Source organism: Neolewinella sp. (assembly GCF_965214665.1).
GTDB lineage: Bacteria > Bacteroidota > Bacteroidia > Chitinophagales > Saprospiraceae > Neolewinella.
The window spans coordinates 251,193-277,828 of the sequence record NZ_OZ243970.1 but is presented as its reverse complement, the minus strand read 5'-3'; the positions used below and the strand labels follow the sequence as shown (position 1 = coordinate 277,828).

The 26,636-nt window shown below is 59.1% G+C and carries 27 protein-coding genes and 1 tRNA gene; 13 read left to right on the top strand and 15 right to left on the bottom strand.

Features of this window, described 5'->3' with window-relative positions; genetic code table 11:
- The first annotated feature begins 148 nt into the window (after positions 1–148).
- The 4 genes from ACOOHD_RS01540 (at position 149) to ACOOHD_RS01525 (ending at position 3,648) form a co-directional block, all read left to right on the top strand.
- Positions 149–1,018, top strand: coding sequence for a sigma-70 family RNA polymerase sigma factor (locus ACOOHD_RS01540; RefSeq protein ID WP_420459803.1), 870 nt, complete (start codon positions 149–151; stop codon positions 1,016–1,018).
- Complete coding sequence (locus ACOOHD_RS01535) at positions 1,019–1,663, top strand: hypothetical protein (RefSeq protein WP_420459802.1); 645 nt, start codon at positions 1,019–1,021, stop codon at positions 1,661–1,663.
- 24 nt (positions 1,664–1,687) lie between these two features.
- Positions 1,688–2,251, top strand: a complete 564-nt coding sequence (locus ACOOHD_RS01530) for an RNA methyltransferase (protein WP_420459801.1) — start codon at positions 1,688–1,690, stop codon at positions 2,249–2,251.
- 971 nt (positions 2,252–3,222) lie between these two features.
- On the top strand, positions 3,223–3,648 hold the full coding sequence (locus ACOOHD_RS01525; protein WP_420459800.1) for a VOC family protein: 426 nt from the start codon (positions 3,223–3,225) through the stop codon (positions 3,646–3,648).
- On the opposite strand, the gene ACOOHD_RS01520 is transcribed toward ACOOHD_RS01525, so the two are convergent.
- From ACOOHD_RS01520 to ACOOHD_RS01495, 6 genes are all read right to left on the bottom strand, one after another.
- Positions 3,645–4,379 carry a hypothetical protein gene (locus ACOOHD_RS01520; protein WP_420459799.1) on the bottom strand — a complete coding sequence of 245 codons (735 nt, stop codon included), beginning with the start codon at positions 4,377–4,379 and terminating at the stop codon, positions 3,645–3,647. The two genes, ACOOHD_RS01525 and ACOOHD_RS01520, sit on opposite strands and share 4 nt — an antisense overlap.
- A gap of 100 nt (positions 4,380–4,479) precedes the next feature.
- On the bottom strand, positions 4,480–5,649 hold the full coding sequence (locus tag ACOOHD_RS01515) for an AIR synthase-related protein (protein WP_420459798.1): 1,170 nt from the start codon (positions 5,647–5,649) through the stop codon (positions 4,480–4,482).
- A gap of 65 nt (positions 5,650–5,714) precedes the next feature.
- Positions 5,715–6,605, bottom strand: a complete 891-nt coding sequence (locus ACOOHD_RS01510; protein ID WP_420459797.1) for a cation diffusion facilitator family transporter — start codon at positions 6,603–6,605, stop codon at positions 5,715–5,717.
- Positions 6,606–6,657: 52 nt separating this feature from the next.
- Positions 6,658–7,683 (bottom strand): ABC transporter permease, encoded by a 1,026-nt coding sequence (locus ACOOHD_RS01505; RefSeq protein WP_420459796.1) that lies wholly within the window; start codon positions 7,681–7,683, stop codon positions 6,658–6,660.
- Positions 7,680–9,044 (bottom strand): ABC transporter permease, encoded by a 1,365-nt coding sequence (locus ACOOHD_RS01500; RefSeq protein WP_420459795.1) that lies wholly within the window; start codon positions 9,042–9,044, stop codon positions 7,680–7,682. The genes ACOOHD_RS01505 and ACOOHD_RS01500 overlap by 4 nt, the downstream gene beginning before the upstream one ends.
- Before the next feature lie 18 nt (positions 9,045–9,062).
- Positions 9,063–14,531: an alpha-2-macroglobulin family protein gene (locus ACOOHD_RS01495; protein WP_420459794.1), complete on the bottom strand. Its 5,469-nt coding sequence runs from the start codon at positions 14,529–14,531 to the stop codon at positions 9,063–9,065.
- Between the two features lie 64 nt (positions 14,532–14,595).
- Between ACOOHD_RS01495 and ACOOHD_RS01490 the strand changes: the two genes are divergently transcribed.
- Positions 14,596–15,231: an LON peptidase substrate-binding domain-containing protein gene (locus ACOOHD_RS01490; RefSeq protein ID WP_420459793.1), complete on the top strand. Its 636-nt coding sequence runs from the start codon at positions 14,596–14,598 to the stop codon at positions 15,229–15,231.
- Here the strand turns inward: ACOOHD_RS01490 and ACOOHD_RS01485 are convergent.
- Both ACOOHD_RS01485 and greA read right to left on the bottom strand, forming a co-directional pair.
- Positions 15,228–15,626 carry an HIT family protein gene (locus ACOOHD_RS01485; RefSeq protein ID WP_420459792.1) on the bottom strand — a complete coding sequence of 133 codons (399 nt, stop codon included), beginning with the start codon at positions 15,624–15,626 and terminating at the stop codon, positions 15,228–15,230. The genes ACOOHD_RS01490 and ACOOHD_RS01485 overlap by 4 nt on opposite strands.
- 3 nt (positions 15,627–15,629) lie before the next feature.
- Positions 15,630–16,103, bottom strand: coding sequence for a transcription elongation factor GreA (gene greA / locus ACOOHD_RS01480; RefSeq protein WP_420459791.1), 474 nt, complete (start codon positions 16,101–16,103; stop codon positions 15,630–15,632).
- Positions 16,104–16,443: 340 nt separating this feature from the next.
- Between greA and ACOOHD_RS01475 the strand changes: the two genes are divergently transcribed.
- From ACOOHD_RS01475 to ACOOHD_RS01460, 4 genes are all read left to right on the top strand, one after another.
- The gene (locus tag ACOOHD_RS01475; protein ID WP_420459790.1) at positions 16,444–16,815 is read left to right on the top strand and encodes a PRC-barrel domain-containing protein; all 372 of its coding nucleotides are present in this window, start codon (positions 16,444–16,446) and stop codon (positions 16,813–16,815) included.
- Positions 16,816–16,955: 140 nt separating this feature from the next.
- Positions 16,956–17,138, top strand: a complete 183-nt coding sequence (locus ACOOHD_RS01470; RefSeq protein WP_420459789.1) for a DUF6435 family protein — start codon at positions 16,956–16,958, stop codon at positions 17,136–17,138.
- On the top strand, positions 17,119–17,262 hold the full coding sequence (locus ACOOHD_RS01465) for a DUF2256 domain-containing protein (protein ID WP_420459788.1): 144 nt from the start codon (positions 17,119–17,121) through the stop codon (positions 17,260–17,262). Before ACOOHD_RS01470 ends, ACOOHD_RS01465 begins: the two co-directional genes overlap by 20 nt.
- Complete coding sequence (locus ACOOHD_RS01460; protein ID WP_420459787.1) at positions 17,262–17,909, top strand: cytochrome c oxidase subunit 3; 648 nt, start codon at positions 17,262–17,264, stop codon at positions 17,907–17,909. Before ACOOHD_RS01465 ends, ACOOHD_RS01460 begins: the two co-directional genes overlap by 1 nt.
- A 243-nt stretch (positions 17,910–18,152) precedes the next feature.
- Here the strand turns inward: ACOOHD_RS01460 and prfB are convergent.
- From prfB to ACOOHD_RS01425, 7 genes are all read right to left on the bottom strand, one after another.
- A protein-coding gene (gene prfB, locus ACOOHD_RS01455) for a peptide chain release factor 2 (RefSeq protein ID WP_420459786.1) occupies positions 18,153–19,242 on the bottom strand; the annotation gives its coding sequence in 2 pieces (ribosomal slippage) (positions 18,153–19,181 and positions 19,183–19,242; 1,089 coding nt in all).
- A gap of 127 nt (positions 19,243–19,369) precedes the next feature.
- A complete protein-coding gene (locus ACOOHD_RS01450; RefSeq protein ID WP_420459785.1) occupies positions 19,370–19,984 on the bottom strand; it encodes an SAM-dependent methyltransferase in 615 nt (204 codons plus the stop codon).
- A gap of 119 nt (positions 19,985–20,103) precedes the next feature.
- On the bottom strand, positions 20,104–20,277 hold the full coding sequence (locus ACOOHD_RS01445) for a DUF4295 family protein (protein ID WP_420459784.1): 174 nt from the start codon (positions 20,275–20,277) through the stop codon (positions 20,104–20,106).
- Positions 20,278–20,327: 50 nt separating this feature from the next.
- Positions 20,328–20,516, bottom strand: a complete 189-nt coding sequence (gene rpmG, locus ACOOHD_RS01440; protein ID WP_420459783.1) for a 50S ribosomal protein L33 — start codon at positions 20,514–20,516, stop codon at positions 20,328–20,330.
- A 12-nt stretch (positions 20,517–20,528) separates the two neighbouring features.
- Positions 20,529–20,777 carry a 50S ribosomal protein L28 gene (rpmB, locus tag ACOOHD_RS01435; RefSeq protein ID WP_420459782.1) on the bottom strand — a complete coding sequence of 83 codons (249 nt, stop codon included), beginning with the start codon at positions 20,775–20,777 and terminating at the stop codon, positions 20,529–20,531.
- An 86-nt stretch (positions 20,778–20,863) separates the two neighbouring features.
- Positions 20,864–20,937 (bottom strand) — tRNA-Arg (locus ACOOHD_RS01430).
- A gap of 103 nt (positions 20,938–21,040) precedes the next feature.
- The gene (locus ACOOHD_RS01425; protein ID WP_420459781.1) at positions 21,041–21,751 is read right to left on the bottom strand and encodes a CPBP family intramembrane glutamic endopeptidase; all 711 of its coding nucleotides are present in this window, start codon (positions 21,749–21,751) and stop codon (positions 21,041–21,043) included.
- Between the two features lie 110 nt (positions 21,752–21,861).
- On the opposite strand from ACOOHD_RS01425, the gene ACOOHD_RS01420 reads away from it, so the two are divergent.
- From ACOOHD_RS01420 to ffh, 4 genes are all read left to right on the top strand, one after another.
- On the top strand, positions 21,862–22,017 hold the full coding sequence (locus tag ACOOHD_RS01420) for a hypothetical protein (RefSeq protein WP_420459780.1): 156 nt from the start codon (positions 21,862–21,864) through the stop codon (positions 22,015–22,017).
- A 12-nt stretch (positions 22,018–22,029) separates the two neighbouring features.
- The gene (locus ACOOHD_RS01415) at positions 22,030–23,745 is read left to right on the top strand and encodes a sodium:solute symporter (RefSeq protein ID WP_420459779.1); all 1,716 of its coding nucleotides are present in this window, start codon (positions 22,030–22,032) and stop codon (positions 23,743–23,745) included.
- A gap of 80 nt (positions 23,746–23,825) precedes the next feature.
- Positions 23,826–24,926: an MBL fold metallo-hydrolase gene (locus ACOOHD_RS01410; RefSeq protein ID WP_420459778.1), complete on the top strand. Its 1,101-nt coding sequence runs from the start codon at positions 23,826–23,828 to the stop codon at positions 24,924–24,926.
- A 176-nt stretch (positions 24,927–25,102) separates the two neighbouring features.
- The gene (gene ffh, locus ACOOHD_RS01405) at positions 25,103–26,440 is read left to right on the top strand and encodes a signal recognition particle protein (protein WP_420459777.1); all 1,338 of its coding nucleotides are present in this window, start codon (positions 25,103–25,105) and stop codon (positions 26,438–26,440) included.
- The last annotated feature ends 196 nt before the right edge of the window (positions 26,441–26,636 follow it).

Here is a 26,636-nt window from a genome sequence, read left to right as displayed (position 1 = left end):
AGGTGAGACTACCAAAAGTTTCTGCCCCCCCAACCTATTGTTTCTTCACAGTGTTACGTACACGTTAAGGCCGTATCTACCGAAGGGTCTTGATTTGCACGTTTTTTCCGCCTAATTTTGCGGCCAATTTTGAAAGTCCCCCCCCTGCATGAGACAGCTTAAGATCACGAAGTCGATCACGAATCGCGAGAGTCAGTCGCTCGAAAAATACCTCCAAGAGATCGGTAAAGTAGACCTGCTGACCCCCGAAGAAGAAGTCGACCTCGCCAAGCGCATCAAACAGGGAGACCAGATCGCCCTCGAAAAGCTTACCAAGGCCAACCTACGCTTCGTCGTATCGGTAGCCAAGCAGTACCAGAACCAGGGCCTCAGCCTCTCCGACCTCATCAACGAAGGTAACCTCGGCCTCATTAAGGCCGCCCAGCGCTTCGACGAAACCCGCGGTTTTAAATTTATCTCCTACGCCGTGTGGTGGATCCGTCAGTCGATCCTCCAGGCCCTGGCCGAGCAGAGCCGTATCGTCCGTCTACCCCTCAATAAAGTAGGTAGTCTCAACAAGATTAACAAGGCCTTCAGCCAACTCGAACAGACCTTCGAGCGCGAGCCCAGCAGCGAAGAACTCGCCGAACAGCTCGAGATCAACGCCGACGAGGTAGAGACGACCCTCGGCGTAGCCGCCCGCCACGTCAGTATGGACGCCCCCTTCGTCGAGGGCGAGGACAATAGCCTGCTCGACGTACTGGCCAACACCGCCACCCCCGGCACCGACTCCGCCCTGGAGTACAAAGAATCCCTGCGCCGCGAGATCGACCGCAGCCTCGGCACCCTCACCGAGCGGCAGTGCGACGTCATTAAGCTCTACTACGGCATCGGCGTGGAGCATCCCATGAGCCTCGAGGACATCGGCGAGAAGTTCGGCCTTACCCGCGAGCGCGTCCGCCAGATCAAGGACAAAGCCATCAACAAACTACGCGGTGCGAACCGCAGCAAGCTGCTGAAGAATTATCTGGGGCACTAGGTGGTTTGGTTAGCACAGGATGTCGAGGAAAGCTTCGGCATCGTTCGTACCCGGCAGTCGCACGTACTAGATCGGTGGCTGGCCGCCACGCCCGAAGTACCCGAGGGGCGATGGGAGGAGGTAGAACGCCTACGCTTATCTGCCGAGAAGGACATCGATGCCTTGAACGAAGCAGCCATCAAGTTCTTCTTCATCGGCCCCCTGGTGAGTATCGTAGACTTTAATACGGAGGGTTACCATGGCTTCCTGGAGCAAACCCTTACCGTCAGTAACGCCAACGGCTCTGCCCGGGGCAACGTTGATTTCATGGTCGCCGCAGGGCGCGAGAAGCCACGCGCACCGATCTATCTCCTACACGAGTACAAACCGGAGACGACCGCCGTGCTCGATCCGAAGGGGCAGCTGCTCATCGCCATGCTGGCCGCCTGCGTCGAAAACGAAGACGCCGCACTTACCCAACCCGTCTACGGCAGCTACGTTATCGGCCGCTTCTGGTTCTTCGTCGTCCTCAACGGCAACGAGTATACTATCAGCCGCGCCTTCGACTGCACCCAACCCGATGGTATCGGTACCATCTTCAACGCGCTTCTCCAGGTTAAACTTTACATCGAAGATCTCTACTCCGAGCTCTCCGCCCGGGGATAACTTTGGCTTGCGGACCTTCGCCCCATGGCCAATCAGAAGAAAACCCTCGCCGAGCTCCAGCGCCTCTCCCCCACCGAGTTCGCCACCACCGAGAAGCTTCCCCTTTCCCTCATCCTCGACGACATCCGCTCGGCCAACAATGTCGGTAGCCTGTTTCGTACTGCCGATTGCTTTGCCCTACAGCACGTCTACCTCTGTGGCATCACCGCCACCCCCCCCCATCGCGACATCCTCAAAACGGCCCTCGGCGCCACCACCACCGTGAGTTGGAGCCACCACCCTTCCTGCCCAGCTCTGATTCAGGAATTAACCGGGGCGGGGACGCAGGTGCAGTGCCTAGAGCAAACCGCCGCTAGCACCCCGCTCACGAGCTTTCGCGTCACCCCCCCCACCCCGCTCGCCCTCGTCGTCGGCAACGAGGTGAAGGGTGTGGCCCAGGAGGTGATCGACCTCAGTCACGGCACCATCGAGATTAGCCAGTACGGCACCAAACACAGTTTGAATGTGGCGGTGAGTGGGGGGATTGCGGTGTGGGAACTAGCGCGGCAGTTTCGGCTCTCAAAAATTGAGCCCCCCGGTAAGACCTAGCTGACGTACGTCGGCAGAGCGAAAATAATTTCGGCGCCCTAGTTCTCCCGTGAGTCCGGCATCTTGTAGTACGGTGCTCATCGACCAGCTCGCCGCCAATTCCAGGTACCAGGCAAAACGGTCTGAGGCAGGGAGCTGGTAACCTATTCCAGAAGACCAATACGCCGTAGTACGATACTGTACTTGCTCGTCGGGCAGGAGATTTTCGTTGCCGTTATTACTTACCGAGTATAAGTCCTGATCGCGAACTAGGGGAATCTGTAGCGCTGCCGCCCCCAGCAGGTAAAGCCCTCGTCTATGGGGACTAAGGTGAACCCGGGCTTGGAACGGTATTTCCAAGCTGAAGGAAGTGTAATTGGCGATGACGTGGTCAGCTACTAATACCCGACACGGCAGGGGTGCTATCTCGCACAAGTACCGATCAAACGTGCTGCGCTGCCGAAGTTGCTGCACAGCTACCCCTAATCCGGATGCCAGGCTGATCCGGTTTCCCACTGGCACACGGTAGAGTATCCGGGTAGTATTACCAAAACCGATACGGCCCTCCGTGTACTCCTCCTCGGTGAGGAAGCGAGACTGGACAGCATAACTAGCGTTCTCGAAGAACCAGCGGTTAGTAGAGTCCGGTGTCTGTGCGGTAGCGGGTAAGGCGTACAGAAGCGAGTAGAGGAAAAATAGTAAGATAGGCTTCATACTAGAGTGGACTTAACCAAAGTAAGTTCGGCTATACAACCGTCTGTTGCAAGAGCCCAAACCATGTTTTAGCTTTCGATAACGTTTCACATTCTACGATAAGTTACTGCATATTGCCTTCCACGATTTACCTTGCGCCTGGCTTATATCTAGCTTAAAATAGGGGCCCCTACCCCTATTTACGCATACCCCAGATGACGCAGCCCCCAAATGACACCCAGACGAGTGAAGCCACAAATCGTACATCGTACATTGTAAATCGTACATCGTAAATTCCCATGCAACCCTTTCACCTAGCCGCCCCCGTCGATGACCTAGCCGCCGCCCGCCACTTTTATGGTACCGTACTGGGCTGCCCCGAGGGACGCACGGATACGGAGTGGATCGACTTCGACCTCTTCGGCCACCAGCTGGTCGCCCACCTGGCCCCGAAAAAAGAGGCGCCCGATCACCGCAACGAGGTCGACGGCAAGCACGTGCCCGTGCCCCATTTCGGCGTGGTGCTGGAGTGGCAGCAGTTCGAGGATTTTGCCCAGCGGCTGCGCGACCACGGCGTGAAGTTTGAGATCGAGCCCTACGTGCGCTTCGTGGGCCTGCCCGGTGAGCAGTATACGATGTTCTTCTACGACCCGGCGGGCAATGCGCTGGAGTTCAAGGCCTTTAAGGATATTTCGCGGCTGTTTGCTAAGCAATTGAATGGCTAGAAATGAAGGCCTATGCGGGCTTCCATGCCGATGATGCCGGCGGGGCGGACGTAGTTGCGGTTGAACTGATTTTCCACCGCAGGAGTGTCTTTAAGTACTTTGCCGAGTGTAAACGTAGGGCCAATTTCTAGGTGAGTATTCGAGCCGGGACCGCCGGAATACCCTAGCCCAAAGCCTAGTTGCTGCACTAGACCACGCGCTTCGATCCTACCAGCGTAACGGGGGCGGTCCAGTCCGTTGACATCGTTGGGTAGGTCCCGGGCCTGTGCGTTCGCTCCTACATTGACTAGTAGTGTATGATTGACTAATAGGTAGGTGCCACTGGTGCCAAGCCGTACTTCTAAACCTAGGGGAACGGTAACGTAGAACAGGTTGGCTTCGGCAATCAGACGTTCGGGTAGAATACGACAGTTGCTAAGCCCATCGGCACAAAAAACATGTCCCCCATTTGCTTTTTGTGCCAGCTTGTAGAACGCCACTCCGAGTCCACCACGAAATGTCAACTGCTGGTTGAGGGGCACGCGACGCTGTAGTTGCAGGGCTCCCGTACTCCCAGTGCGGCCGGTAGCATTTTGCTCCAGGGACGAATAGGTCGGCCAGACTAGCCCCCCCCCGAATGTGGCTACGAAGCTAGCGGACGGTGGGGAGTCGGGCGGTACGGACTGCTGCGCCAAGGCGGGCACGGTGAGGAGTAGTACGAGGAGAGTGAGCAGGGGGTAGCGGTGTTGCATGGTCGGGATCTTTAGGAAAAGATCGGGGGAATTTCAACAGCAAGCAATACCCCAGGCATGCGAGTGAATGTAGTATGGATACTTTAACGCTCCTCCTGTATCACTCCACGTACTCCTCCACCCCCCCAGGCGTCACCAACCGCACCGCCGGCCCATCACTCCCCTCCACATACCCCACCACCCGCGCCGCAATCCCAAAGCCCCCGGCAACATCAATCACCTCCTGCGCCCGCTCCTCCGGCAAATATACCTCCAGCCGGTGGCCCATATTAAACACCTGGTAGAGCTCCCGCCAATCCGTACCACTCTCCTGCCGGATGAGCTCGAAGAGGGGGGGCACGGGAAAGAGGCTATCCTTCACCACCCGCACGTTGTCGATGAACTTGATGACCTTGGTCTGCCCGCCACCCGTGCAGTGGATGATGCCGTTGATGCTGCCATGCAGCTCGTCCAGTAGCCGCTTGAGGACCGGCAGGTAGGTACGCGTGGGGCTTAGGACCAGCTTCCCCACCGTAGTCTTCACTCCCTCCACTGTGATGGGCTCGGTGAGTGAACGGCTGCCGGTATAGACCACTTCCCGGGGCACCTCAGGGTCGAAACTCTCGGGGTACTTCTCCGCATACTCATGCTTGAAGACATCATGACGGGCACTAGTTAGGCCATTACTGCCCATGCCGCCGTTGTAACTGTCCTCATAGGTAGACTGCCCGTAGCTGGCTAGCCCCACGATGACGTAGCCGGGCTGGATGTTATTCACCAGGAGCCGATCGCGGCGGAGCCGGGCGAAGGTGGTGTAGCCGACGTCGATGGTGCGCACGATATCGCCTACATCTGCCGTCTCTCCCCCGGTAAGGTGCAGATCCACCCCCTGCTCGGCCATGCGCTGACGGAACTTCTCCGCTCCCTGGATAATCGTCTTGAGTACCTCCCCCGGTATCCGGTTCTTGTTGCGGCCGATGGTAGAGGAGATCAGGATATTATTCACCGCCCCCACGCAACCCATGTCATCGAGGTTCATCACGAGGCTATCCTGAACGATACCCTCCCAGACGCTCAGGTCACCGGTCTCGCGCCAGTACATATAGGCCAGGCTCGTCTTCGTGCCGGCCGTGTCGGCGTGCATCACGTTGCACCAGTCGGCATCGCCCCCTACTACATCGGGTAGCACCTTACAGAAGGCCTTGGGGTAGAGTCCTTTATCGAGCCCTTCGATGGCGGCGTGTACTTCCGACTTGGTGGCGCTGACGCCGCGTTGCGCGTATTTAGACAAGGGGTAAGGGGTTCAAGGAGTTAAGGGGTGAGGGAGTCAGGGGGTAAAGGTAGCGTCTCAGGCTTCTAACTCCTTGTTTCCTTGACCCCTTCTAAAGGTTCGATGTGGATGAGCACCTGTCCCAGATTGGGTACACGCTCCATAAGACTATCCTTCAAGAGATGCGCCAGATCGTGGCCCTCCGTCACGGTGAGTTGACCGTCGACCATGGCGTGCAGGTCCACGTGGTAGCGGGTGCCGGATTTGCGCACATAACACTTTTCCGTACCCAGAATGCCGGGGACCTCGCCGGCGCGCTGTCGCACCTCGGCGATGAGCTCGTCGTATACGTGCTCGTCCATGATTTCTCCCAGGGCGGGACGAAAGATGTAGTAGGCATTGTACAGGATAAACCCGGCCGCAAAGAGCGCCGCCCAGTCATCGGCTGTTTCGTAGCCCGGCCCACCGATCAGCGCGATGGTGATACCGATGAAGGCGGTTACGGAGGTGATCGCGTCGCTGCGGTGGTGCCAGGCATCGGCGCGTAGGGACGAGCTGTTGGTCTCCTCACTCTTCCGTAGCACGATGCGGTAGGAGACTTCTTTCCACAGAATGATTACCGCCAGTACTACCAGCGTCCAGGGGGCCGGCATGCGGTGCGGGGTGCGGATGTGCTCGATGCTCTCGTAGGCGATCACCGTGGCTGACACGACCAAGAAGGCAACTACTAAAAAGGTGATGAGCGGCTCAATCCGGCCGTGCCCGTAGGGGTGGTTCTCATCGGCCGGGCGGCGGGCGTAGCGCAGGCCCAGCAACACAAGGAACGAGGAAAAGATATCCGTGGTCGACTCGATGGCGTCCGCAATCAGGGCGTAGGAGTTACCCAACCAGCCGGCTAGCCCCTTGATGAGCGCGAGCACAAAGCTGCCCACCATGCTGAATACGCTGGTGCGTATGGCGATCTGCTCGTTTTCCATAAAGGAGTAAGTTACTCCGGGTCGCTCAACCGGACGCTCAAAGGTCCTGCCTTTATCCCTCCCGCCGCAACCGGTTACAGGCCAGCACCGTCAGCGTCAGCAGCAGGCCGGGGAACACCGCCAGCCACCAGGCCTCGGGCCGCGCCCGCGATTGCTGTAGCATGCTGCCCCAGGTCACCTGATCGGCCGGCACCCCCACCCCCAAAAAGCTCAGCATGGCCTCGGCCAGGATGCTGCTGCCCACGAAAAAGGCCGCTACCACTACCAGGGGCCCTACGGCGTTCGGAAGAGCATGCCGCCAGAGCAGCCGCCACTCCCCCACCCCGGTGATGCGGGCCGCGGCTATGTAGGGTAGCTCCCGAATACGTAGTAGCTCCGCCCGGAGAAAGCGTGCGATGGACGTCCAACCGATCAGGCCAATGATAAGTACTACCAACCACAACGAAGGCACCCGGACCAGGGAGAGCACCGCGATCAGGATTACCAGCCCGGGTATACTACTTACCAGTTCGATCAGCAGCACGACCAGGCGATCGACCGGTACTCCCACGGGCTTGCGCAGACTGGTCACCCACCGTCCGACCGCTCTCAGTAGCAGCCAGCTAACCGCAGCTACTACGCCTACAGAACAAACCCAGAAGGTTAGCCAGTGCACCGGCCCCTCCGCCAGTCCTACCAGACTCCCCCAGAAGTAGGCACTCCCCACTAACGCTCCCAGCATAAGAGCGATCAACCCCGCCCGCGGCAGGTGCATCCCTCCATCGCCAAAAAAGCCCGCTACCGCCCCCAGCGGCACGCCGATGAGCAGCGCTAAGACTAAGCTGCCAGCACCCACCAGCACCGCCACCCGCGTGCCCGCCACCAGTCCCGCGGCCGTATCGCGTCCCAGCCGGTCGGTGCCCAAATAATGCCGCCGCCCGTCCGGGGCCAACGTACCGGGAGGTGCATACCGCGGCCCCGTTAGAGCAGTAGTCTCCGCGCGAAAGGGGATCGGAGCCGACTCAGAATTAGTAGCCAGCCAGGGAGCCAGCACCGCTACCACCAGCAGCAGGGCCAGGTATGCATAGGCCCACCTCACCGCAGCCCGCGTTTGCCGAGGCGTAGCCTAGGGTCTAGCAGCACATACCCCACATCGGCCAGCCACAGCCCGATCACGGTGACCAGTCCATTGAGTAGTACCAGCGCGGTCACCACCGGCCAGTCCTGTGCCAGGGCGGAGGTAAAGAGTAGTCGCCCCATGCCCGGCAGGTTGAAAATCTGCTCGATCAATACGCTGCCTGCTAATAGACCGGGTAGCAACCCTCCGAGCAGGGTCACCAGCGGGAAGGCAGCATTACGGAAGACGTGGCGCCATAGCACCTGTGACTCACTCAGCCCCTTCATCCGGGCCGTGTTCACGTAAGGCTGCCGCAGTTGCAGGAGGGCGGCGGCGCGCAGGTGCCGGGCTACGTAGGCGAGGGCCGGATACGTCAGGCAGGCTACGGGCAGGATGAGGTGACTTGCCCGGATCTGGACTCCCTCCCACCAACCCACGCCGGGCGGCACGTCCCCAAATCCCATACTCGGGAAGTAGTCCATCCCGAAGGCCGGCGTGGTGAGGAAATTCGCCAGCAGGGTGGCTACCCAGAAGCTCGGAATACCAAAGCCGAGAAAGGTCAGTAGCGTGGCCCAACGGTCGAAGATACTACCGGCGTAGCGCGCCATGTACATCCCCAGGGGTACGGCCAGCAGGTACACCAGGAACAGCGCAATCCCATTGAGCAGGGCGGTACGGGGCAGGGCGCGGGCGATCTTGCCGGCTACGGAACGCCGGTCGGTATACGAGACACCGAAGTCACCCCGCAGCATACCCACTAGATACCGGTGGTACTGATTGTCCGTGCCGTTCCAGACGAGCCGGGGGAGCAGCACTCGACCCGGCTGGGGACTGCGCACCATGCCGGCGTAAGCTTCCCTGATTGCTGTCAGCTCCGGATAAGCCGGAACCTCCAAAATTCGCTCCTGCTCCGGGCTACTATCCAGCAACAGCCGGCGGGCCAGCGCGATACCGGGCTCCGTAGCCAGCGGCTGGTAGTAGGCTAGCTGTACCACTGCCCGGTAATAGTGCTGCACTTCGGGCCAGTTACCGTAGCGGGTAGCTAGTTGGCGTACCAGTTGCCGGTGGCTGCGCGGGGCAATGCGGTACAGGGTATCGGGCAGGCTGGCATTGGTGAGGGTGAGGTAGAATGGGGGGAGGTCGTAATGCATCTCCGCGGCCAACCGGCGGTAGCGGGCCAGGTAAGCGCTAGGATCCTGGCTAAGGACCCCCCGCTCCCCCTCGGCGCTCATACGCTGCTCGACCGGATCGCTGGGGGTGGCCCGACTCAGTACAAAGCACAATAGACTCAGCAGTAGTAGACTGAGGGGTAGGTAGATCAGGCGCCGCAGCAGATAGCCCATGCACGAATGAAGGTTGCCCTAGCGACTGCGGCTTACGGTGACCCACTGCCCCGGGGTCTGCGCACGGATATCGTGGTCGTACATCGCCTCGCTTACCTGGGTGGGCAGGTAATACCGGCCCGGATAGGTAGCGGTGAGTCGCAACGAAAAGGTTTTACTCGAGCCCGCGGGTAGATCGAAAAAGGTGTATACCCGGTCGTCGCGAATATCCTGGTACTCGTACGGATCGCTCTGCTCCGGCTCAGTACCCGCCAGTCGGCTCGCAGCAACCTCCCAGCCCGAGGGGAGTACGCTGCGGAGCGCCAGCTGCTGGTAGGTCTGTCCGGTACTCCCCGGATTGCTTACCGTATAGCTTGCGACAAATTCGGTGCCCGAGGTCAGCGCGCTCACATCGATGGGATCCCCATTGAGGTCGCGGTAGTTGACCCTAAGATCGAGCCGGTTGCTAGTGGCCGTTTCTTCCCCCGCTCGGGGCACGCCGGTAGTGGAGGTGACTACGTAAAGGGTTGCATTGCCGGTGTTCTTTACCGTGAAGCGCGCTTCCCCCCCGGTGGGTAGCGCGATGTCATACACCCCGGCGCTGGTGCCGACGGTAGACGTAGCGCCGGTCGGCGAGGTGAAATCCGCACGAACCTGCGTACCGGACTGGTCGCCCAACTGGCCCAGGGCCACGAAGGCGAAGGCAGCCTCCTGGGTACTGAGCCAGGAGCGTTTACCGATTTGCTCGGCCAATCGGAGCGCCTGAGCCGCCGCGGCACGGGTCTCATCCATCGCCAGTTCGGCAATCAGGATGATAGCTATGTCGCGAAGGTCACTCCCGAAGGTGTAGCCCAGCTCGCGGTAGGGCTTTACCCGGTCCGATTCCCCCTGCACGAGCTCCGCGGCCACATCCTGCCGGCCGGCCAGGGCGTAGGCAGCGGCTAGCTGGTAGGTGGCGGTCGATTCCAGCTCCGAGCGCAGGCCGCGCAGGCGATTCATCGCGCCGATATCGGCCTGCCCGGCCAGGGCCAGGGTATAAAGTCGGTAGGCCTGGTCAAGACTTCGCTGGCGTAGGCTGCTGTAAAATGCTCCGTCGTTACGCGTCCAGCTACCGGCAGCCGACTGCTGGAAGCGTAGCAGTTGCTGCTTCAGATCGTAGGATACCGCGAAGCCCGCCCGCTCGGCCTCGAGCAGGAAGTGGAGGCCGTAGTTGGTCGCCCAGGGATGGGGTTGCTGGTCGCCGGGCCAGTAGCCTAACGCCCCACCCCCGGTCTGGAAACGACGCAGCGCCGTGATCGCGCCGCTGATGCCCTGCTGCCGGCGGTCAGTCTCCTCCGTGCTAAGCTCCATCACCCGGTCCACGTACAACTGGGCAAATGCGGCCGAAATAGTCTGCTCGACGCAGCCGTAGGGGTACTGGAGGAGGTAATCCAAATGGCGCTGCAGGTTCATCGCCGGCAGGCCCGATAGCTCTAAGGTAGCGGAGCGGCTTCCCGGCAATCCAAAGGGGCTGTAGCTAATCTCCTGCGTTTGCCCGGGTGCTAGGCCGACGGTGGTACTGCGGGTAGTGGGCAGATTCGGTTGCCTGATGCCTACCTCCACCTCCTGACTGCTACGGTCGTTGCCCCCGCTGGCACTAACCTCGAAGCGTGCTACCCCAGTGCGCTGGCCGACGGTAACCGGGAAGTACGTCAGCCGATCGCCGCTGGCGGTGAAGTTCAACGTAGTATCCGCTCGAGTTACGTTGACGAGTCCGGCGGCATCCTTGACGCTGACGCTCACGCGGCGATTGCCGTCCGTGGTGTTGATCACGCTTACCGGTAGATCGACCGTTTCCTCCGGCCCGATTACCCGGGGCAGAGTGGGGAGCACCATGAGGGGCTGGCTGACCGTGACCCGTTGCTCGGCGCTTCCGTAGGCCCGCTCGCCCGCCGCCACCACCATTACGCGTACCGCACCCAGGTAGTTAGGTAGCTCGATGCGATGCGTGGCCTCACCCCCTTCCAGGGTGAAGGGACCGAGGTGACGCACGACCGGGGGGAAACGGTTGGCCCCCGATTCCTCCGGAGTCACAATCTCGCCGTCGCCCCCAATAGCCAGGACCTTGCCAAACTCCCCGTTGATACTACTCATCACCTGGTCGTACACATCGTAGGTTTTCACACTGAGGGCCTCCTTACTGAAGAAGTCCGCGTGCAGATCGGGGGTCGTAAAGCGAGTGAGCCCTAGCAGGCCCTCGTCGACGACGGCCAGTACGTAGGTCATGGGGCGGTTGTCCTGCTCGCGCACGGTGACCTTGACGGTTTCCCGGGGTTTCCACTCAGGGGCCGTAATGATCTGGGGATGCAGGAGGCTCTGTGCGGATTGTACTTCCACGGGTACCACCCCGAAGAGTCTGACCGGACGGTCGTTGGTAGTCTGGGCGTAGGGCTGCAGGTACGTCACGTTGGTGTATACCGTGGGAATCATCTGCTCGGTAGCCGCGAAGGTCACCTGCGTCTGCCCGGCAGTAGTGGGTACCCAGAACTGCTCGAGACTGCCGGCTCCCTTTTCCAAACTGACCAGCAGATTACCGCCGGCACTGGTGGGCACCCCCAGGTTGATACGCTCACCCAGACCAACCGTTTTCTTTTCCGCCTGTAGCCGCAGTAGGGAGGCGGCCTGCCGGTCGTCCTGGGCCGCGGCGCTCGAGCCTCCGTAGAAATAATCGCCCGCGCAGTGTCCGTCGGCGTCGCAGACGCGCAGCAGGTAGCGGCCCCAGTCCGGCACACTCAGCGAGACGGTCGCCCGCCCGCCCGCATCGGTGGTAGCTGCATACGTTGCAATACTTTCGGTGTGCGCGCTGCTACTGAAGCGCGCCACGTTGTCGTTACCGTCCTGCCACCAGTAACGCCAGTCCACCCGGTAGATGCCTACGCTGAGGCGGCGGTTAGCTACGCCACGGCCGTCCGTACTTACGGCCGCCAGGTCCACGGTCGATGTACCGCTCGTCGTGATGGTTTTGTTCCCCCAATCGTCCTCCGGTAGCCTGACCCCGGCGTAGGTCCGGTACGCGTCGTAGGGCAGGGCGACGTTGTCGATACTAAAGTTGCCCCCCGGCTCATAGACCTTGGTACTTAACCTGAGTTGTAGGGGGCCGGGCAGTTGATCGCCCTCCTGCGCCGGCGGGGGCACGGTAGCCTTCCCCCGGGCATCTAGGCGTCCTTCGAAGAGTTGCTTCTCGGGGCCGGATTCGATGCTACGGGCGGGGTCCTGAAAAGCGTAGCCCAAAAGGCCGGGGAACTCAACGTCGCGGGGCTGAACGCGTACCATCACCTCGGCCCGCAGTCCGGCAGCCGGTGCCCCGTAGAGCCAGTCTGCACGGAGTTGTAGTGGATCGGTAGTACGGCTACCGTTGGTCAGCTCGATGGCCAGTCGGTTCGGTTTGACCGTTTCGATCGCTAGGGTGCGCCGGTACGTTTGTCCTGCTGCCTGTACCTCGGCGCTCCAGTTACCGGTGGCGTCCTCGGCGTCCGTGTGGAAGGCAAGGGCGTACATCCCGTGGTCGTTAGCTGCGGATACACTTCGCTGGTCTACCACTCGGCCGCGTGCATCGGTAAGGGTGAATGTGATGGGATAGTCCGCCGGCAGCACGCTTTCGCGGTCCTCTAATACGAAGTATAGAAATACGCTATCGCCCGGCCGCCAGACACCACGCTCGGCGAAGAAGCTACCCCGTAACCCTCCGGCGGCTTCCGTACCAGCCACATCGAAGCGGCCGACCGGCAGGGCGTCTTCCTCCTGTAGTCGGAGGTAAGCGGTTTCCTGCTTTAGGATAGCGACCAGAAATGCCGGCTCCTGCTCGGTGGTAAGGCGCAGCATCCCCTCGGTATCCGTGGATCCGGAGGCGAGTTCTTCCCCCGCATAGCTATAGGCCTTCACGCCTACCCCGCCCTGGGGCCCCGCTTCGAGTAGGTTGGTGGTGAAAATCAGGGTAGTACGGTCGGGATTACGTTTGGCAATCAGGCCGAGGTTGGAGGATAGCACGTTTTGGAGCAGGAACCGCTCACGGTTGTAGTAGGCGGGGGAGCAGGGGTCGTCGCGCTGTTCCCAGTCATAGTAATCGTATATGCCGCTGTAGCTCGCAAGTAGGGAGGCAGTCGTCGTGAATCCGAGTTGGAAATCCGACTGCGCGGCCAGCTGAGCAGCAATGGGCTGTAGGCCATACTGCGCTAGCGAGCCCCGACAAGCCTGCTCGGTGTATTCCAGCCCAAACGCGAGTCGCACCTGGTACAGCGACGCATCGTCCGTACCGATGTAGTCACCAAGATCGATGGCGTAGCGGGTCCACTGTCTGCGGTTAGCCCCCGGAGCAAGCGTAGTGAGGTCGATCTCCTCCCGGTCGATCACGGTACCAACCCGGCGCAGGTTCCACTCCGCACTGACCTCCCCCAGTGACTGCTCCTGCAAAAAGTGCAGCACATTACCGGTCTGGATTCGGAAGAGTTCAAAGTACACCCGATCGAGCCCAATGGCCTCGAAGGTGTACAGCCGCCGCCCATCGTGGGGCATAATCGTTCCGTTACTGACTGCCCGTAGCGCGGGTTCCCGCTTGCCGAGATTGACGAGCCACTCGGTGGGCCGCTCCAGGGTTTTACCGGCTACGCTGGCCAGCTGCGGATCGACCACCAGCGTGGCCTCGGGCAGCTCCGTGGCGGTGGGATAAAGGGTGAGCAAATTACCACTGACGCTGGTGGTAAAGTCGACCCTCGGACGGAAGCGTAACAGTCCGGTGAGGTCCTGATCGGTAGCGACGGGGTCCGTAAAGCGCATCACGATACCCTCCCCCTCGGCCGCCGCGGCAACGTCGATCACTTCAAAGGTCCCTACCGGCGCAATCGGCACCTCCACCCGGCCCGTTGCACCGGCGAACGCGCCCCCTCCATCGTACTGAATGACGGCGGTGCCCGGCTCGGTGCCCCGGTCGGGTACGGTGGCCACGTAGGTGAAGACGTTCTGGCTCTGCTGCTGTAGGGAAACTTCCAGGGGAGCATCACGGTAGCTCGCCTGTAGTACCCCCTGCATCTCCTCCAGGCTGGCCCCGTCGTTGGTCAGCAGCCGGCCGGTGAGCTCGACGCGTGCCGGCTGGGCGGGATCCCGAATATAGTAGCCATCGGCCTGTAGCTCCAGCTCCCGAGGGGGAGTACTGAAGTCAAAGGTGTAGGGGGAGCGGCCGTCTAGACTCACCGTGGCCCGGAAGGTCTGTCCGCTCGGTAAAGGGACATCCGGGGTGAAGACGAAGTACCGGTCCGTAACCTTCCCGCTACCGGCCACACCCGGCGTAAGGAAAAAATCGATGGCCTCCTCGGCATAGACCGTGTCGAGCGTAATGGTAATGGTGGCGTCACGTCCGATCGTGCCCGTGGTGTGGGATAGCACGTACGACGGTAGCTTGGTGGAGGAATCGGTGGGTGAGTTCTTACACGCCGACCACAGGAGAAGTACGGCGAAAGCGACGCAATAGCGCATGGGGACCACGGTTAGTTGCTCCCAAAGTAAGCAACTTGGCGCCGAAGGCTGTTGGGTTTTTGGTATGGAACAACAACTTGCCCTTTTCCCCCTACAACTGGTCGTATTCCCCGGCGAGGCCCTCAATCTACACATTTTTGAGCCGCGGTACCGCCAGCTCATTCAGGACGCCGAGCAGCAGGGTATCACCTTCGGCGTGCCCACTGTAATCAAGGGAGCTCTGCAGCCCATCGCTACGGAAGTGTCACTCGAGGGGGTACCACGGCGCTATCCCTCCGGAGAGAGTGACGTGCATACCCGGGGCCGGCGGGTGTTTTACCTGGACGATTTCGACCGGCAGGCACCGGGCAAACTGTACCCCGGGGGGCAGGTGAGGTTTCTACCCGTAGAGGAGGAGGAAGACCCCGCCATCAACGAACAGATCGTCAACCTTACCCTTGCCATCTACCGACAGCTCAAAATCGACCGGGAGGTAGATTCCGTCGGGGAGGGATTTCGCACCTACAGTATTGGACACTACGTAGGCTTCACCCTCGAACAGGAGTACGAATTCCTGACCCTTCGGGCGGCCGACGAGCGGCAGCTTTACCTGTTGCACCACCTGCAGCAGGTGCGTCCGCAGTCCGGCGATCCGCTTGGTATTCGGGAGCGGGCGCAGCTAAACGGTCACTTCAAAGAATTGACGCCGCCGGACTTTTAGGCCGGGGGGATCGCCGCGGCGATCGTGTCACGCAACTCCTGCATGCGGGCGGCGGGTACCTCGATAACTTTGCCGAACCGAAAGTCGCTGGTATCGTTGACCGGCACGAGGTGTACGTGCACGTGGGGGACTTCTAGCCCGAGTACCCCATTGGCGACGCGCTGGCAGTTAATGGCTGCCTTCAGTCCGGTAGCAATGCGCTTGGTGAACAGGGTGAGCTCCGTTAGTTCCTCATCCGTGAGGTCGTAGTAGTAGTCTACCTCCCGCTTCGGCACACAGAGGGTGTGTCCTTCTACCATGGGCCGAACATCCAAGAAGGCTATGTGGCGATCGGTCTCGGCCACGATGTAGCCGGGCAGCTCCCGGCTGATGATGCGGCTGAAAATGCTCGGCATGGTCTAGACGGTAATGTGCTTGATCCGGAACTGGATAACACCGTTGGGTGTCTTGACCTCGGCAACCTCACCGACGGCTTTGCCAAGCAGCCCCTGACCCATGGGGCTGTCGACGCTGATCTTTTTGTCCTTCAGGTTGGCCTCACTCTGGGCCACGAGCTGGTAGACCATTTGGGCCTTGTTCTTCATGTTCTCGATGGTGACCTTGCTCATCACGGTCACCTTGCTAGTGTCGAGCTGGCTGGAGTCGAGGACGCGGGCGTTAGCCATTATTTTTTCCAGCTCATTGATCTTCATTTCCAGGAGGCCCTGGGCATCCTTGGCGGCGTCGTACTCAGCGTTTTCGGACAGGTCGCCCTTCTCGCGGGCCTCGGCGATGGCGCGGGCAACGTCGGCCCGTCCGGTGGTTTTCAGCTCGTCGAGCTCGGCCCGGAGCCGGTCGAATCCTTCTTGCGACAGATAATGTGTTCCTGCCATGATCTAAGGGTTGGGCGTCGCTACCGACTGAGACAGTTGGGTGGCTTAGGTAGCTAGGGTGGCGGTGCGACGGGTGGGAAAAAAAAGCGACGCTCCCTCGGTGGAGGGCAGCGTCACGGCGTAAAATCATTCGGGCAAAGATAGGGTAAATTTTCACAAATGTCCGGCTGCCCCCCCACCGACCGGAGCGCGATAGCATAGCGCCCTACATTGCATTATTTTGGTTACATAGTGAACAAATGGCGACGTAAACGTGTTATATTAGTGTATTTTGAATTGATAACGAGCGGATTCCCACACTTTTACACGTGACACCTACCGCCACAAAACTTTTATTATTATGAATAATCTGATTCTATCTTCTACCTCCATTACTGGAACCAACGTAACGAACCAAAAGGGTGAAAACCTCGGAGAAATAAAGGACCTAATGATCGATACCGAAAGCGGTCGCGTCAATTACGCCGTCCTCTCGTTCGGTGGCTTTCTTGGCCTCGGCGACAAGTACTTCGCCATCCCTTTCGAGGCATTCAGCGTTAATACCACCACGGAGAAATTCGTACTCAACGTGAGTAAGGACCGTCTGGAAAATGCCCCTGGTTTTGACAAGGACAACTGGCCCAAGACCAATGACCACACGTACTGGAATAACCTTTACACTCACTATGGCGTAGAGCGTCGTAGCACCCAAACGCAGCGGCAATCTGCCTAACCTGCCATAGGTATACACTTTCAGCAACCTTACCAAAGGCCCGCACCGATTTCATCGGTGCGGGCTTTCGGTTTTTGGGGTCCTCCACCGGGCGCAACCTAAGGTATGCCGCCTCCGTTACTTCCCTAAACCGCCCCGCCATGTTTGGACTGTTCAAAAAGGACCCCCTCAAGAAGCTGGAAAAGGAGTACTCCCGGCTGCTGGAGGAGGCTATGGCACTACAGCGTGGCGGAGACATCAAGGGCTACGCCGCTAAATCCGCCGAGGCAGAAGCCGTCATGGACAAAATCATAGCCCTTCGCGATGGCGCACCAAAAGCCTAATCTTCCCCAGAAAATCTGTCCCGTGTGTGGCCGTCCCTTCACCTGGCGCAAAAAGTGGGCCAAGGTATGGGAGGAGGTCAAGTACTGCTCCGAACGCTGTCGCGGGAACAAATCCGCTGCCTGATGTACAACCGCCCCCAGGAGATCGAACGTCCGGTCGACGAGACGCAGGACAACTTCGCCTTTCACCCCAAGAACATCTACCTCTCCCTACTGCTCTTTAGCCTGAGCATGTTGTTCCTGGCGATGACGGCCGCCTTTGTTTATACGCGGGTGCAAAGCGAGCTGCCGCCCATTAAGCTCCCCCTCCTGTTCTTCCTCAATACGGGCATCCTGCTGGCTAGTAGCTACACGATGACGCAGGCGAAGGCCTCCTACCTAGCAGACAACACCGCACGTTACCAACGAATGCTCTGGTACACCCTCTACCTGTCCATCTTCTTCATGATCATGCAGGGGGTAGCCTGGTACCAACTCTTCACTCAGCAGGTGTACATCAATAGCGACAACTCGGCCGGCTACCTCTACGTCATCTCCGCCCTACACTTCGCGCACGTCATCGGCGGGCTGCCCTTTCTGGGCATTTTCCTGCACCGCGCCCGTAAGTATATGCGTGAGCCGGTGAGCGTTCTGGTGTACTTCAGCGATCCAGACAAGCGACTTAACTTACGCCTTCTTACGATTTACTGGCATTTTCTTGACGGACTGTGGATCTACCTCGTATTGTTCTTCCTAATCAATCAGCTGGTGTGGCAGTACATGGGCCGATAACTCTATTTGGTTAATTTATGAAATACCGCTAGGTTATTTTTTATACTTCGTGAGCTATAGTTTATCCTCTAGCGATTCCATTGATAACCAGGGCAGTACCACATTGGCACGGATGTTGCTCTTACCGTACGGGTTTGCAAAGTTTTGTACAAGTATTGAGAGACTACATGGCGACATAGAACAACACAAGCCGTTTTAGACACCTACTACCTAGAAGCACTTCGGTCCCGCCGGAGTGCTTTTTTATTTGGCCTCTCCACTCCAGCGTAGGTAGGCCTTGAGGAAATCCTCTAGGTCACCGTTGAGTACCGCATCGGTTTGACTAGTCTGCCAGTTGGTACGGTGGTCCTTCACGCGGCGGTCGTCCAGGACATAGCTCCGGATTTGGCTACCCCACTCATTGGCCGTCTTGCCGGCTTCGATCTCATCTTTCTCGGCACGTTGGGCTTCCAGTTCCCGTTCGTAGAGGCGGCTCTTTAGCATATTTAGGGCCCGCTCCCGGTTCTGGTGCTGGCTGCGTTCCTCCTGGCACTCGACCACAATTCCGGTAGGCTCGTGGGTTACGCGTACGGCCGACTCCGTTTTATTGACGTGCTGCCCCCCGGCCCCCGAGGCCCGGAAGGTATCCCAGCGAATGTCGGCCGGATTAATGTCGACCTCGATTGTATCGTCTACCCTAGGGTGTACGAATACACTGGCAAAGCTAGTCATCCGTTTGCCCTGCGCATTGTAGGGACTAATGCGGACCAGACGGTGCACCCCATTTTCTCCCTTCAGCATCCCGTAGGCAAAATCTCCGATCAGCTCCAGGGTCGCGGACTTGATGCCGGCTACGTCACCGGGCGTTTCACTAGCCAGACTCACTTTATACCCCGCGTACTTTTCCGCATACATGGTATACATACGCAGGAGCATCTCCACCCAGTCGTTGCTTTCGGTACCCCCGGCTCCGGCATTGATCTCCAGGATACAGCCCAGCTCGTCCTCCGGTCGGTTGAGCGTAGCCCTAAACTCGGCGTCGTCCAGGACGGCGACAGCCTCCTCGTAGCGGCGGTCGACATCTTCCTCGGTCCCCTCCCCTTCCTTCAGGAATTCTTGCAGCACCTCTAGGTCATCCACCCGGTCGGCTACCCGTTTATACTGGCTCACCCAGTTCTTATGGCTCTGCAGTTCCTTCATCACCGCCTCGGCGCCCTTCGAATCATTCCAAAACGTGGGATCTAGACTCCGCTGCGTTAGGTCTTCTATCTTAAACTCGCGCGCGGCGACGTCAAAGATACTGTTTGAGCAGCCCGAGGCGGGTCTGCAGGTCCTTCAATTGGTCGTTGGTCATGGTGGGGGGGGGGTTAGGGTTGTTGAGTTGTTGCCGTGCGGGCGTTGGAGGTGTTGTAGGCGCGATAGGTTTTCCAGGCGTACTAGGGGGCGCGTCCACGGGTGCAAAGGTAGTCGCGTGGGGCAATCTAGAGCTTGCGACCTACGAAGCGAACTACCGAGCCCGTACCCTGGTGGTAGTTGCCTTCGCTAAGCGCTACTGCTTCTTCGGCTAGGTGGTATACCTCGAAGTGAGGGAAGGTGCGGCGTAATTCTTCGGTGGAGAAAAGCATCTCCGCTACCCCGGGGCCACCTACTTTAGGATCGTCCTGTCGGTAGCTCAGATGGTGCTGTCCAAAGGCCTCGAAGATGAGTAGTCCGCCGGTGCGCAGGTAGGTGGCTAAGCGCCGGTTGTAGTCTTCCTTGAGCTTGGCGGGGAAGTGGGCATAGATCAGGGCGAGAACATCGAAGGTACCTTCATGGTAGCCGAAATGTAGAAACTCACCCACTTTGTAGTCGATCGCCACCTGCCGCTGATTGGCTAGCTGCATGGCCTTGCGCTGCCCTTCCGCACTGAGGTCGAAGGCGTGCACTTCCAGTCCCTGCTCGGCGGCGTAGACACTGTTGCGGCCCTCTCCGTCGGCGGGCAGCAGGATACGGCCGGCGGGCTGGCGAAGTCGTAGTTGCTCGGCAAAAAAGGCATTGGGGGCGGTGCCGTAGGCGTAGTCGGGTGCCGCGTAGCGGTCATTCCAGAATTCACTCATGGCCTATGATACAGCCACAGTCGCTCCGTAGTTGTGGCTTTAGCCGCACCACTCCATACGAGAGAAGCCCACGCTACGGTCGAGTAACGTGGGCTTCCAATGAGAAGGGTAGGTGTTACCTACTTATCCTTCATAAAATCATCCAGCTTATCCTTATGCACCATCACTTCTTTGTAGGAATAGCTTCCGGTTTCGGGGTTCTTAACGGACTGGACGACCTTCACGTAATCGCGACCGGAGCCGGCATTAGCGGTACGTTTACCGACGCGGGAGTTCTTAGAGACTTTAGCCATGGGGGGGATAGTTTGATAGCGCTAACGACTACGGGCCGCTAGGAGTTGATTTACTTAATTTCCCGGTGCAGCGTCATACGCCGCAGGTTGGGATTGTACTTTTTGAGCTCCATCCGACCCGGGGTATTTTTCCGGTTCTTTTCGGTCACGTAGCGGCTGGTGCCGGGTACGTTGGTCTCCTTCTGCTCGGTGCACTCCAGGATGATCTGGTTGCGATTGCCTTTGCTTTTCTTAGCCATGAGGAGTAAGTTTTAGAGCTTGACGCCGGTTTCGATGCCTTTGTTCTCCAGCTTCTTCACATAGGCGTATACCCCAAGTTTATTGATGGTACGCATGGCACTGGTCGATACGCGCAGCGTGACGAACTTACCCAGTTCGGGTACGAAGAAGCGCTTCTTTTGGATGTTGGGTACGAAGCGGCGCTTGGTCTTGTGGTTAGAGTGGGATACGTGGTGGCCGCTGATCGGCTTCTTACCCGTGAGTTTGCAGACTTTAGACATAGCGAAAGAGCGTTGCTAACACATGATGGCACCGTTGCCGGTGTCGGAAAAAAAAAGCAGACCGCAGCCTGCTTAAAGCGGAAAGGTGACCGCGTCAGGATTCGAACCTGAAACCTCTTGATTCGTAGTCAAGTGCTCTATCCAGTTGAGCTACGCAGCCCTGCACTTCGTGCGAAGCGACCGCAAAGGTACGTCGACTTTTTAAATACGACAAGCGTCTGGGGGGTATTTTTCCATTATCCCTGCACCTGCGGCCCCGCCCCTCAGTCATGTTCCTCCAGGTACCAGCTTAGTAACCCGCCCACCGCATCGATCGCGGTATGCAGTAGGATGAGCGGCCAGAGACTGCCCGTGCGAAAGAAGAAAAAGCCGAACAGTAGGGCCATGGCTACGATCTTTAGTACTGCGTGAGAGCCCTGGTAGATGTGGGCGAGCCCGAAGGAAACGGCCGGTAGAACGAGGGTGCCGACTACCCCCCATGTCGTATCACCAAGGAGCTCGGCGGAATACGTAATTAGGAAGCCGCGGTAGACGATCTCCTCCCCCACCCCGGCGCAGACGCAGAGGAATAGAAAATGCAGGTACTGGGTGCCGGTGGTGGGTAAAAAGCCGAGCTCGCGGAACTTCTCGCGCGTCTGCCGCTGCCGCTCCGGGGAGCCAGCCTCGGCGAAAAGATCCACGCCGTACAGGACCAGAAAGGCGAAGATGATACCGATGGCCAGGGGATCGTAGGGCGTCCTGCCCCAGCCCAGGCCGAGATCGGTGAAGGGCCGATCGGCAAAGTGCCATACGGCCAGGGTAAGGACGGCTAAACCGAGTAGCAGGATACCGTTGGCGTAGTACATCCGTACCTTCAGGGTGGGAGTCCAGTGAATAGGTTGCCCGCGTTTGCCCCCGCGGCGCGCGTTGAGGAAAAGTACGGCGGGGAGGACCACGCTAAGGAGTACGTACAGGATAGTTAGGGCAGTAGGCACGGCGCAAAATACACCCCACCCGTACCTTGGCGGCCTACAGACCGCGATCCCCGTCGATTTTTACGAGTCCCGGACCGGGGTGTGGGGATGCGGTCACCTACCTTAGCGCCATGATCGTACCGGACTCCCCTACTGCTGACGACGAACCGGACCAGGATGAGCCCCCCATCCTCGGCAGCTGGCGCAACATGTACCTTGTAGTACTGCTGCTTCACCTCTGTTTACTCATCGCCTTTTACCTCTTCTCGCGTGCCTACACCGTCTAACCCCGCCACCGCATGAGTCCGCTCGACTGGATCGTGATGACGGGTACGCTCGCCGCCATCGTCGGCTACGGCATCTACCAGACCCGCCAGGTCGATAACATCAAGAGCTACCTACTGGGCGACCGTGACCTCAAGTGGTGGACCATCGGGCTGAGCGTCATGGCCACCCAGGCCAGTGCCATCACGTTCCTAAGTACGCCGGGGCAGGCCTACAATGACGGGCTGGGCTTTGCGCAGTTCTACTTCGGGCTGCCGATCGCCATGGTGATTCTATGTGTGTTCGTGCTACCGATCTACTACCGGCTCCAGGTGTACACGGCCTATGAGTACCTGGAGGGACGGTTTGACCTGCGGGTGCGCACGCTGACGGCCATCCTGTTTTTGATTCAGCGGGGACTGGCGGCGGGCATCACCATTTATGCGCCGGCCATCATCCTCTCTACAATTTTGGGCTGGTCGCTGAGTCTGACTATACTGATCATCGGCGTAGTAGTGATTTTCTACACCGTGATAGGGGGCACAAAGGCCGTGTCGGTGACTCAGAAGCAGCAGATGATCGTGATCCTGCTGGGTATGTTCGCCGCCGGGGTGGTGGTGGTGTTGAAGCTCCCCGAGGGGGTGGGGTTTAGCGACGCGATTGGGGTGGCCGGTCATCTGGGCAAGCTACAGGTAGTGGATCTGGAGTTCGACCTAAACGACCGCTACAACATCTGGTCGGCGCTGCTGGGGGGTACGTTTTTGTTCTTGTCCTACTTCGGCACCGATCAGTCGCAGGTGCAGCGTTACCTGTCGGGTAAGAGCCTGAGCGAAAGTCGGCTGGGCCTACTCTTCAACGGTATCTTTAAGGTACCCATGCAATTTCTGGTGCTGGTGGTCGGCATCCTTGTGTTCGTCTTCTTCCTCTTTGAGCCACCGCCGGTTCATTTCAACTCCGCCAACCTGGAAAAGCTCCGCAACTCGGAGTACGCCGGGGAGCTGGCCCAGCTCGAAACGGACTACGCCGAGATCAGCGGCCGCAACGAACTAGCTACCGCCCGCATGGTGGAGGCCCTGCGCACGAATGATGAGGCTAGTATCGCCGGATCGCGTGGCGAGGTAGAGGCTACCCTAACAGAACGTAAGGAGGTAGCCACCGCCGTGGATACCCTCATTGGCCGCTTCGATCCGGACCTCATTACCGAGGATCGCGATTACGTGTTCATCACCTTCATCACCAGTTACCTACCGGTGGGGCTGGTGGGCCTGCTGCTGGCGGTGATCTTTTCGGCCGCGATGTCCAGTACTAGCTCGGAGCTCAATGCGCTGGCCACCACGAGCGTCATCGACATCTACAAGCGCTCGCTGGTACCCAACCGCACGGACGAGCACTACTTCACGGCTAGTAAGGCGCTGACCGTTGGCTGGGGCATCCTGGCGCTCTGCTTTGCCGCCGTGGCTAACCTGTTCGACAATCTGATCCAGGCGGTGAACATCATTGGCTCGTTGTTTTACGGTGTGATACTGGGGGTGTTCGTGGTGGCCTTTTTCTTTAAGCGGGTAGGCGGGCAGGCGGTCTTTCGGGCGGCCATCGTGGGGGAGGCCTTCGTGGTGGCTACCTTCGTGTGTAGCTGGCTGGATGTGATCGACCTGGCGTACCTGTGGTTAAATTTAATTGGCTGTGTCATTACGGTGGTCGTGGCCGTTACCCTACAGGGCAGGGGCTCGGACGAAGAGGTTCTCCTGATATGATGCACCGCCACACCATAGGCGCCATAGGCGCCAAAATTTGAACTCACCCGCGCGCAGCGCGTAAACAATCGAATTGTAACATGAAACCCCACTGGCTAGTCGGACTTGCACTTCTCCCCGTAGGCTTCGTGGCCCGTAAGCTCCGCAACGACCCCCAGTTTGGAGCCAGCCTGCGGCAGATGAAGCAGCGCGACTACCAGGGTACCGCCGCGTGGAAAATGGGCCAGTTCCGCAACCTCGACAAGACACCCCTGCGGGAGGATCTCCGTAGCCTCATGGGTGATCTAGTGGGCTACATCAAGGCCAAGCAGACCCAGCCCGCCGCGCCGCTGCCGGTCGCCGTAGCGGAATCCCTCTCCCAGCTTGACCCCGCCGCGGACTACCTCACCTGGTACGGCCACTCCGCCCTGCGGCTGGAAACCGGCGGTCAGACCGTCCTCATCGATCCCATGCTCGGCGAGTGGGTAGCTCCCGTGCCCTTTCTCGGCCATCGCTTTCCCTACAAAGATTACCACCCGCTGGAAGGCATAGGCACCATCGACCTCATGGTCTTCAGCCACGATCACTACGATCACCTGGACTACCACACAGTGCTGGCGCTCAAGGACCGCACTAAAGCCTACCTGGTCCCCCTCGGTATGGGTGCCCACCTCCGGGCCTGGGATATTCCCGAGGAGCGGATCACGGAACTCGACTGGTGGCAGTCGACCACCATCGGTAGCATCACCTACACCGCGACCCCGGCCCGTCACTTTAGTGGCCGTAGCCCCTCGACGCGCAATAAATCGCTTTGGTGCGGCTACGTAATTCAGACCGCCCAGCACCGCATCTTCTTCGGTGGCGACAGTGGCTACGGCCGCCACTATCCGATGATTGGCGAGCGCCTCGGCCCCTTTGACCTCACTATGCTCGATTCCGGGCAGTACCACAAGCACTGGAAAAACGTACACATGCAGCCCGAGGAAGCACTGCGGGCCCACGCCGATCTCGGAGGCAAGTGGCTGTTGCCCATCCACTGGGGCGGATTCAGCCTCTCGGACCACGCCTGGTATGATCCCATCGCCCGCATCGAGGCGGCCGACAAAACGGAGTGTGTACTGAGCCCGTTGATTGGGCAGCGCTTCGCGATGACGCAGGCGGGGCAGTACCGGGAGCGGTGGTGGGAGAGGGTCAGGGAGTAGTTGGTGGGTTGTTGAGTTGTGGCGTTTGCTCGCTTCGCTCGTATCCGTATTGCACCTGCGGCCCCGCACACCTGTCACACCTCCAACGACTGCAACCCAACAACTCAATAACGTAACAACCCACCACCCCACTCCCCCCTCACTTCCGTATCTTCGCCCGCCAAATTGATTCGACCATGTTCGACAACCTAAGCGACCGCCTCGAAGGAGCGTTTAAATCCCTGACCGGAGATAACAAGATCACCGAGATCAACGTAGCCACCAGCCTGAAGGAAATCCGCCGGGCGCTGGTCGCAGCCGACGTGAACTACAAGATTGCTAAGGAATTCACCGACAAGGTGAAGACCAAGGCCCTGGGTACCGAGAATGTACTTAAGGCCGTCAAGCCCGGCCAGCTCATGGTCAAGATCGTGCAGGACGAGCTGACCGACCTAATGGGCGGACAGAGTGTAGGCATCAACGTCAAGGGGAGCCCCGCCGTAGTACTCATCGCCGGACTACAGGGCTCGGGTAAGACAACCTTTAGCGGCAAGCTGGCCAAGTACCTGAAGGAGAAGCGCAACATGAAGGTGCTACTGACGGCCGGCGACGTGTACCGCCCGGCGGCCATCGACCAGCTGACCGTACTTGCCGGACAGGTAGGCGCTGAGATATATAAAGAGCCGGAGAATAAAAACCCGGTCGATATTGCCCTAAAGGCCATCGACTACGCCGAGCAGAACAAGTTCGACGTAGTCATCGTCGATACGGCCGGCCGTCTGTCAGTCGACGAGCGGATGATGCAGGAGATCAGCGACGTACGCGAAGCGATTTCCCCCAATGAGACGCTCTTCGTAGTCGACTCCATGACCGGGCAGGACGCGGTTAACACCGCCAAGGCCTTCAATGAGCGCATCGACTACGACGGCGTAGTGCTTACCAAACTCGACGGCGATACCCGCGGTGGTGCGGCCCTGTCGGTCAAGTACACGGTAGGAAAACCCATCAAATTTGTCAGCACCGGCGAGAAGATGGACGCGCTGGATGTGTTCTACCCCGACCGGATGGCCCAGCGCATCCTGGGCATGGGCGACATCATCTCCTTCGTGGAACGGGCGCAGGACCAGTTCGACGAGGAGGAAGCTAAGCGACTAGAGAAGAAGATCAAAAAGAACAAGTTCGACTTCAACGATTTCTTGAGCCAGCTCGCCCAGCTCAAGCGTATGGGCGACATGAAGAGCCTGCTGAACATGATCCCCGGCATGTCGAAGGCCATGAAGAACATCGACATCGACGACTCGGCCTTCGCCAAGGTCGAGGCCATCATCTACAGCATGACGCCCCAGGAGCGCGCCGAGCCCGGTCTACTTAACATGAGCCGTAAAAAGCGCATCGCCCTGGGCTGTGGACAGAGTATGGACGACGTCAACCGCTTTATTAAGCAGTTCGACCAGATGCGCAAGATGATGCACAAGCTCAGTAACAACCCCATGATGGCGCAGATGGCGGGCAACTTCAAGGCCGGCAAACGATAAATTTTGCCGCGAAAGTGACTTTCCACATACTAAACCGTCTAACATGTAGTTTTATTAACAGTTCATATTTGAATTGGAATCCGACTACCCGCGCTTTTCCGCAGGTAGCGTTGTGTTTGTTCATAGTGTCTCTCTCAGTGTCGGTGCGCGTCCCTTAGTTTTTGCTTTATCGGGGATGTTGCACCGGCTCCGCTAT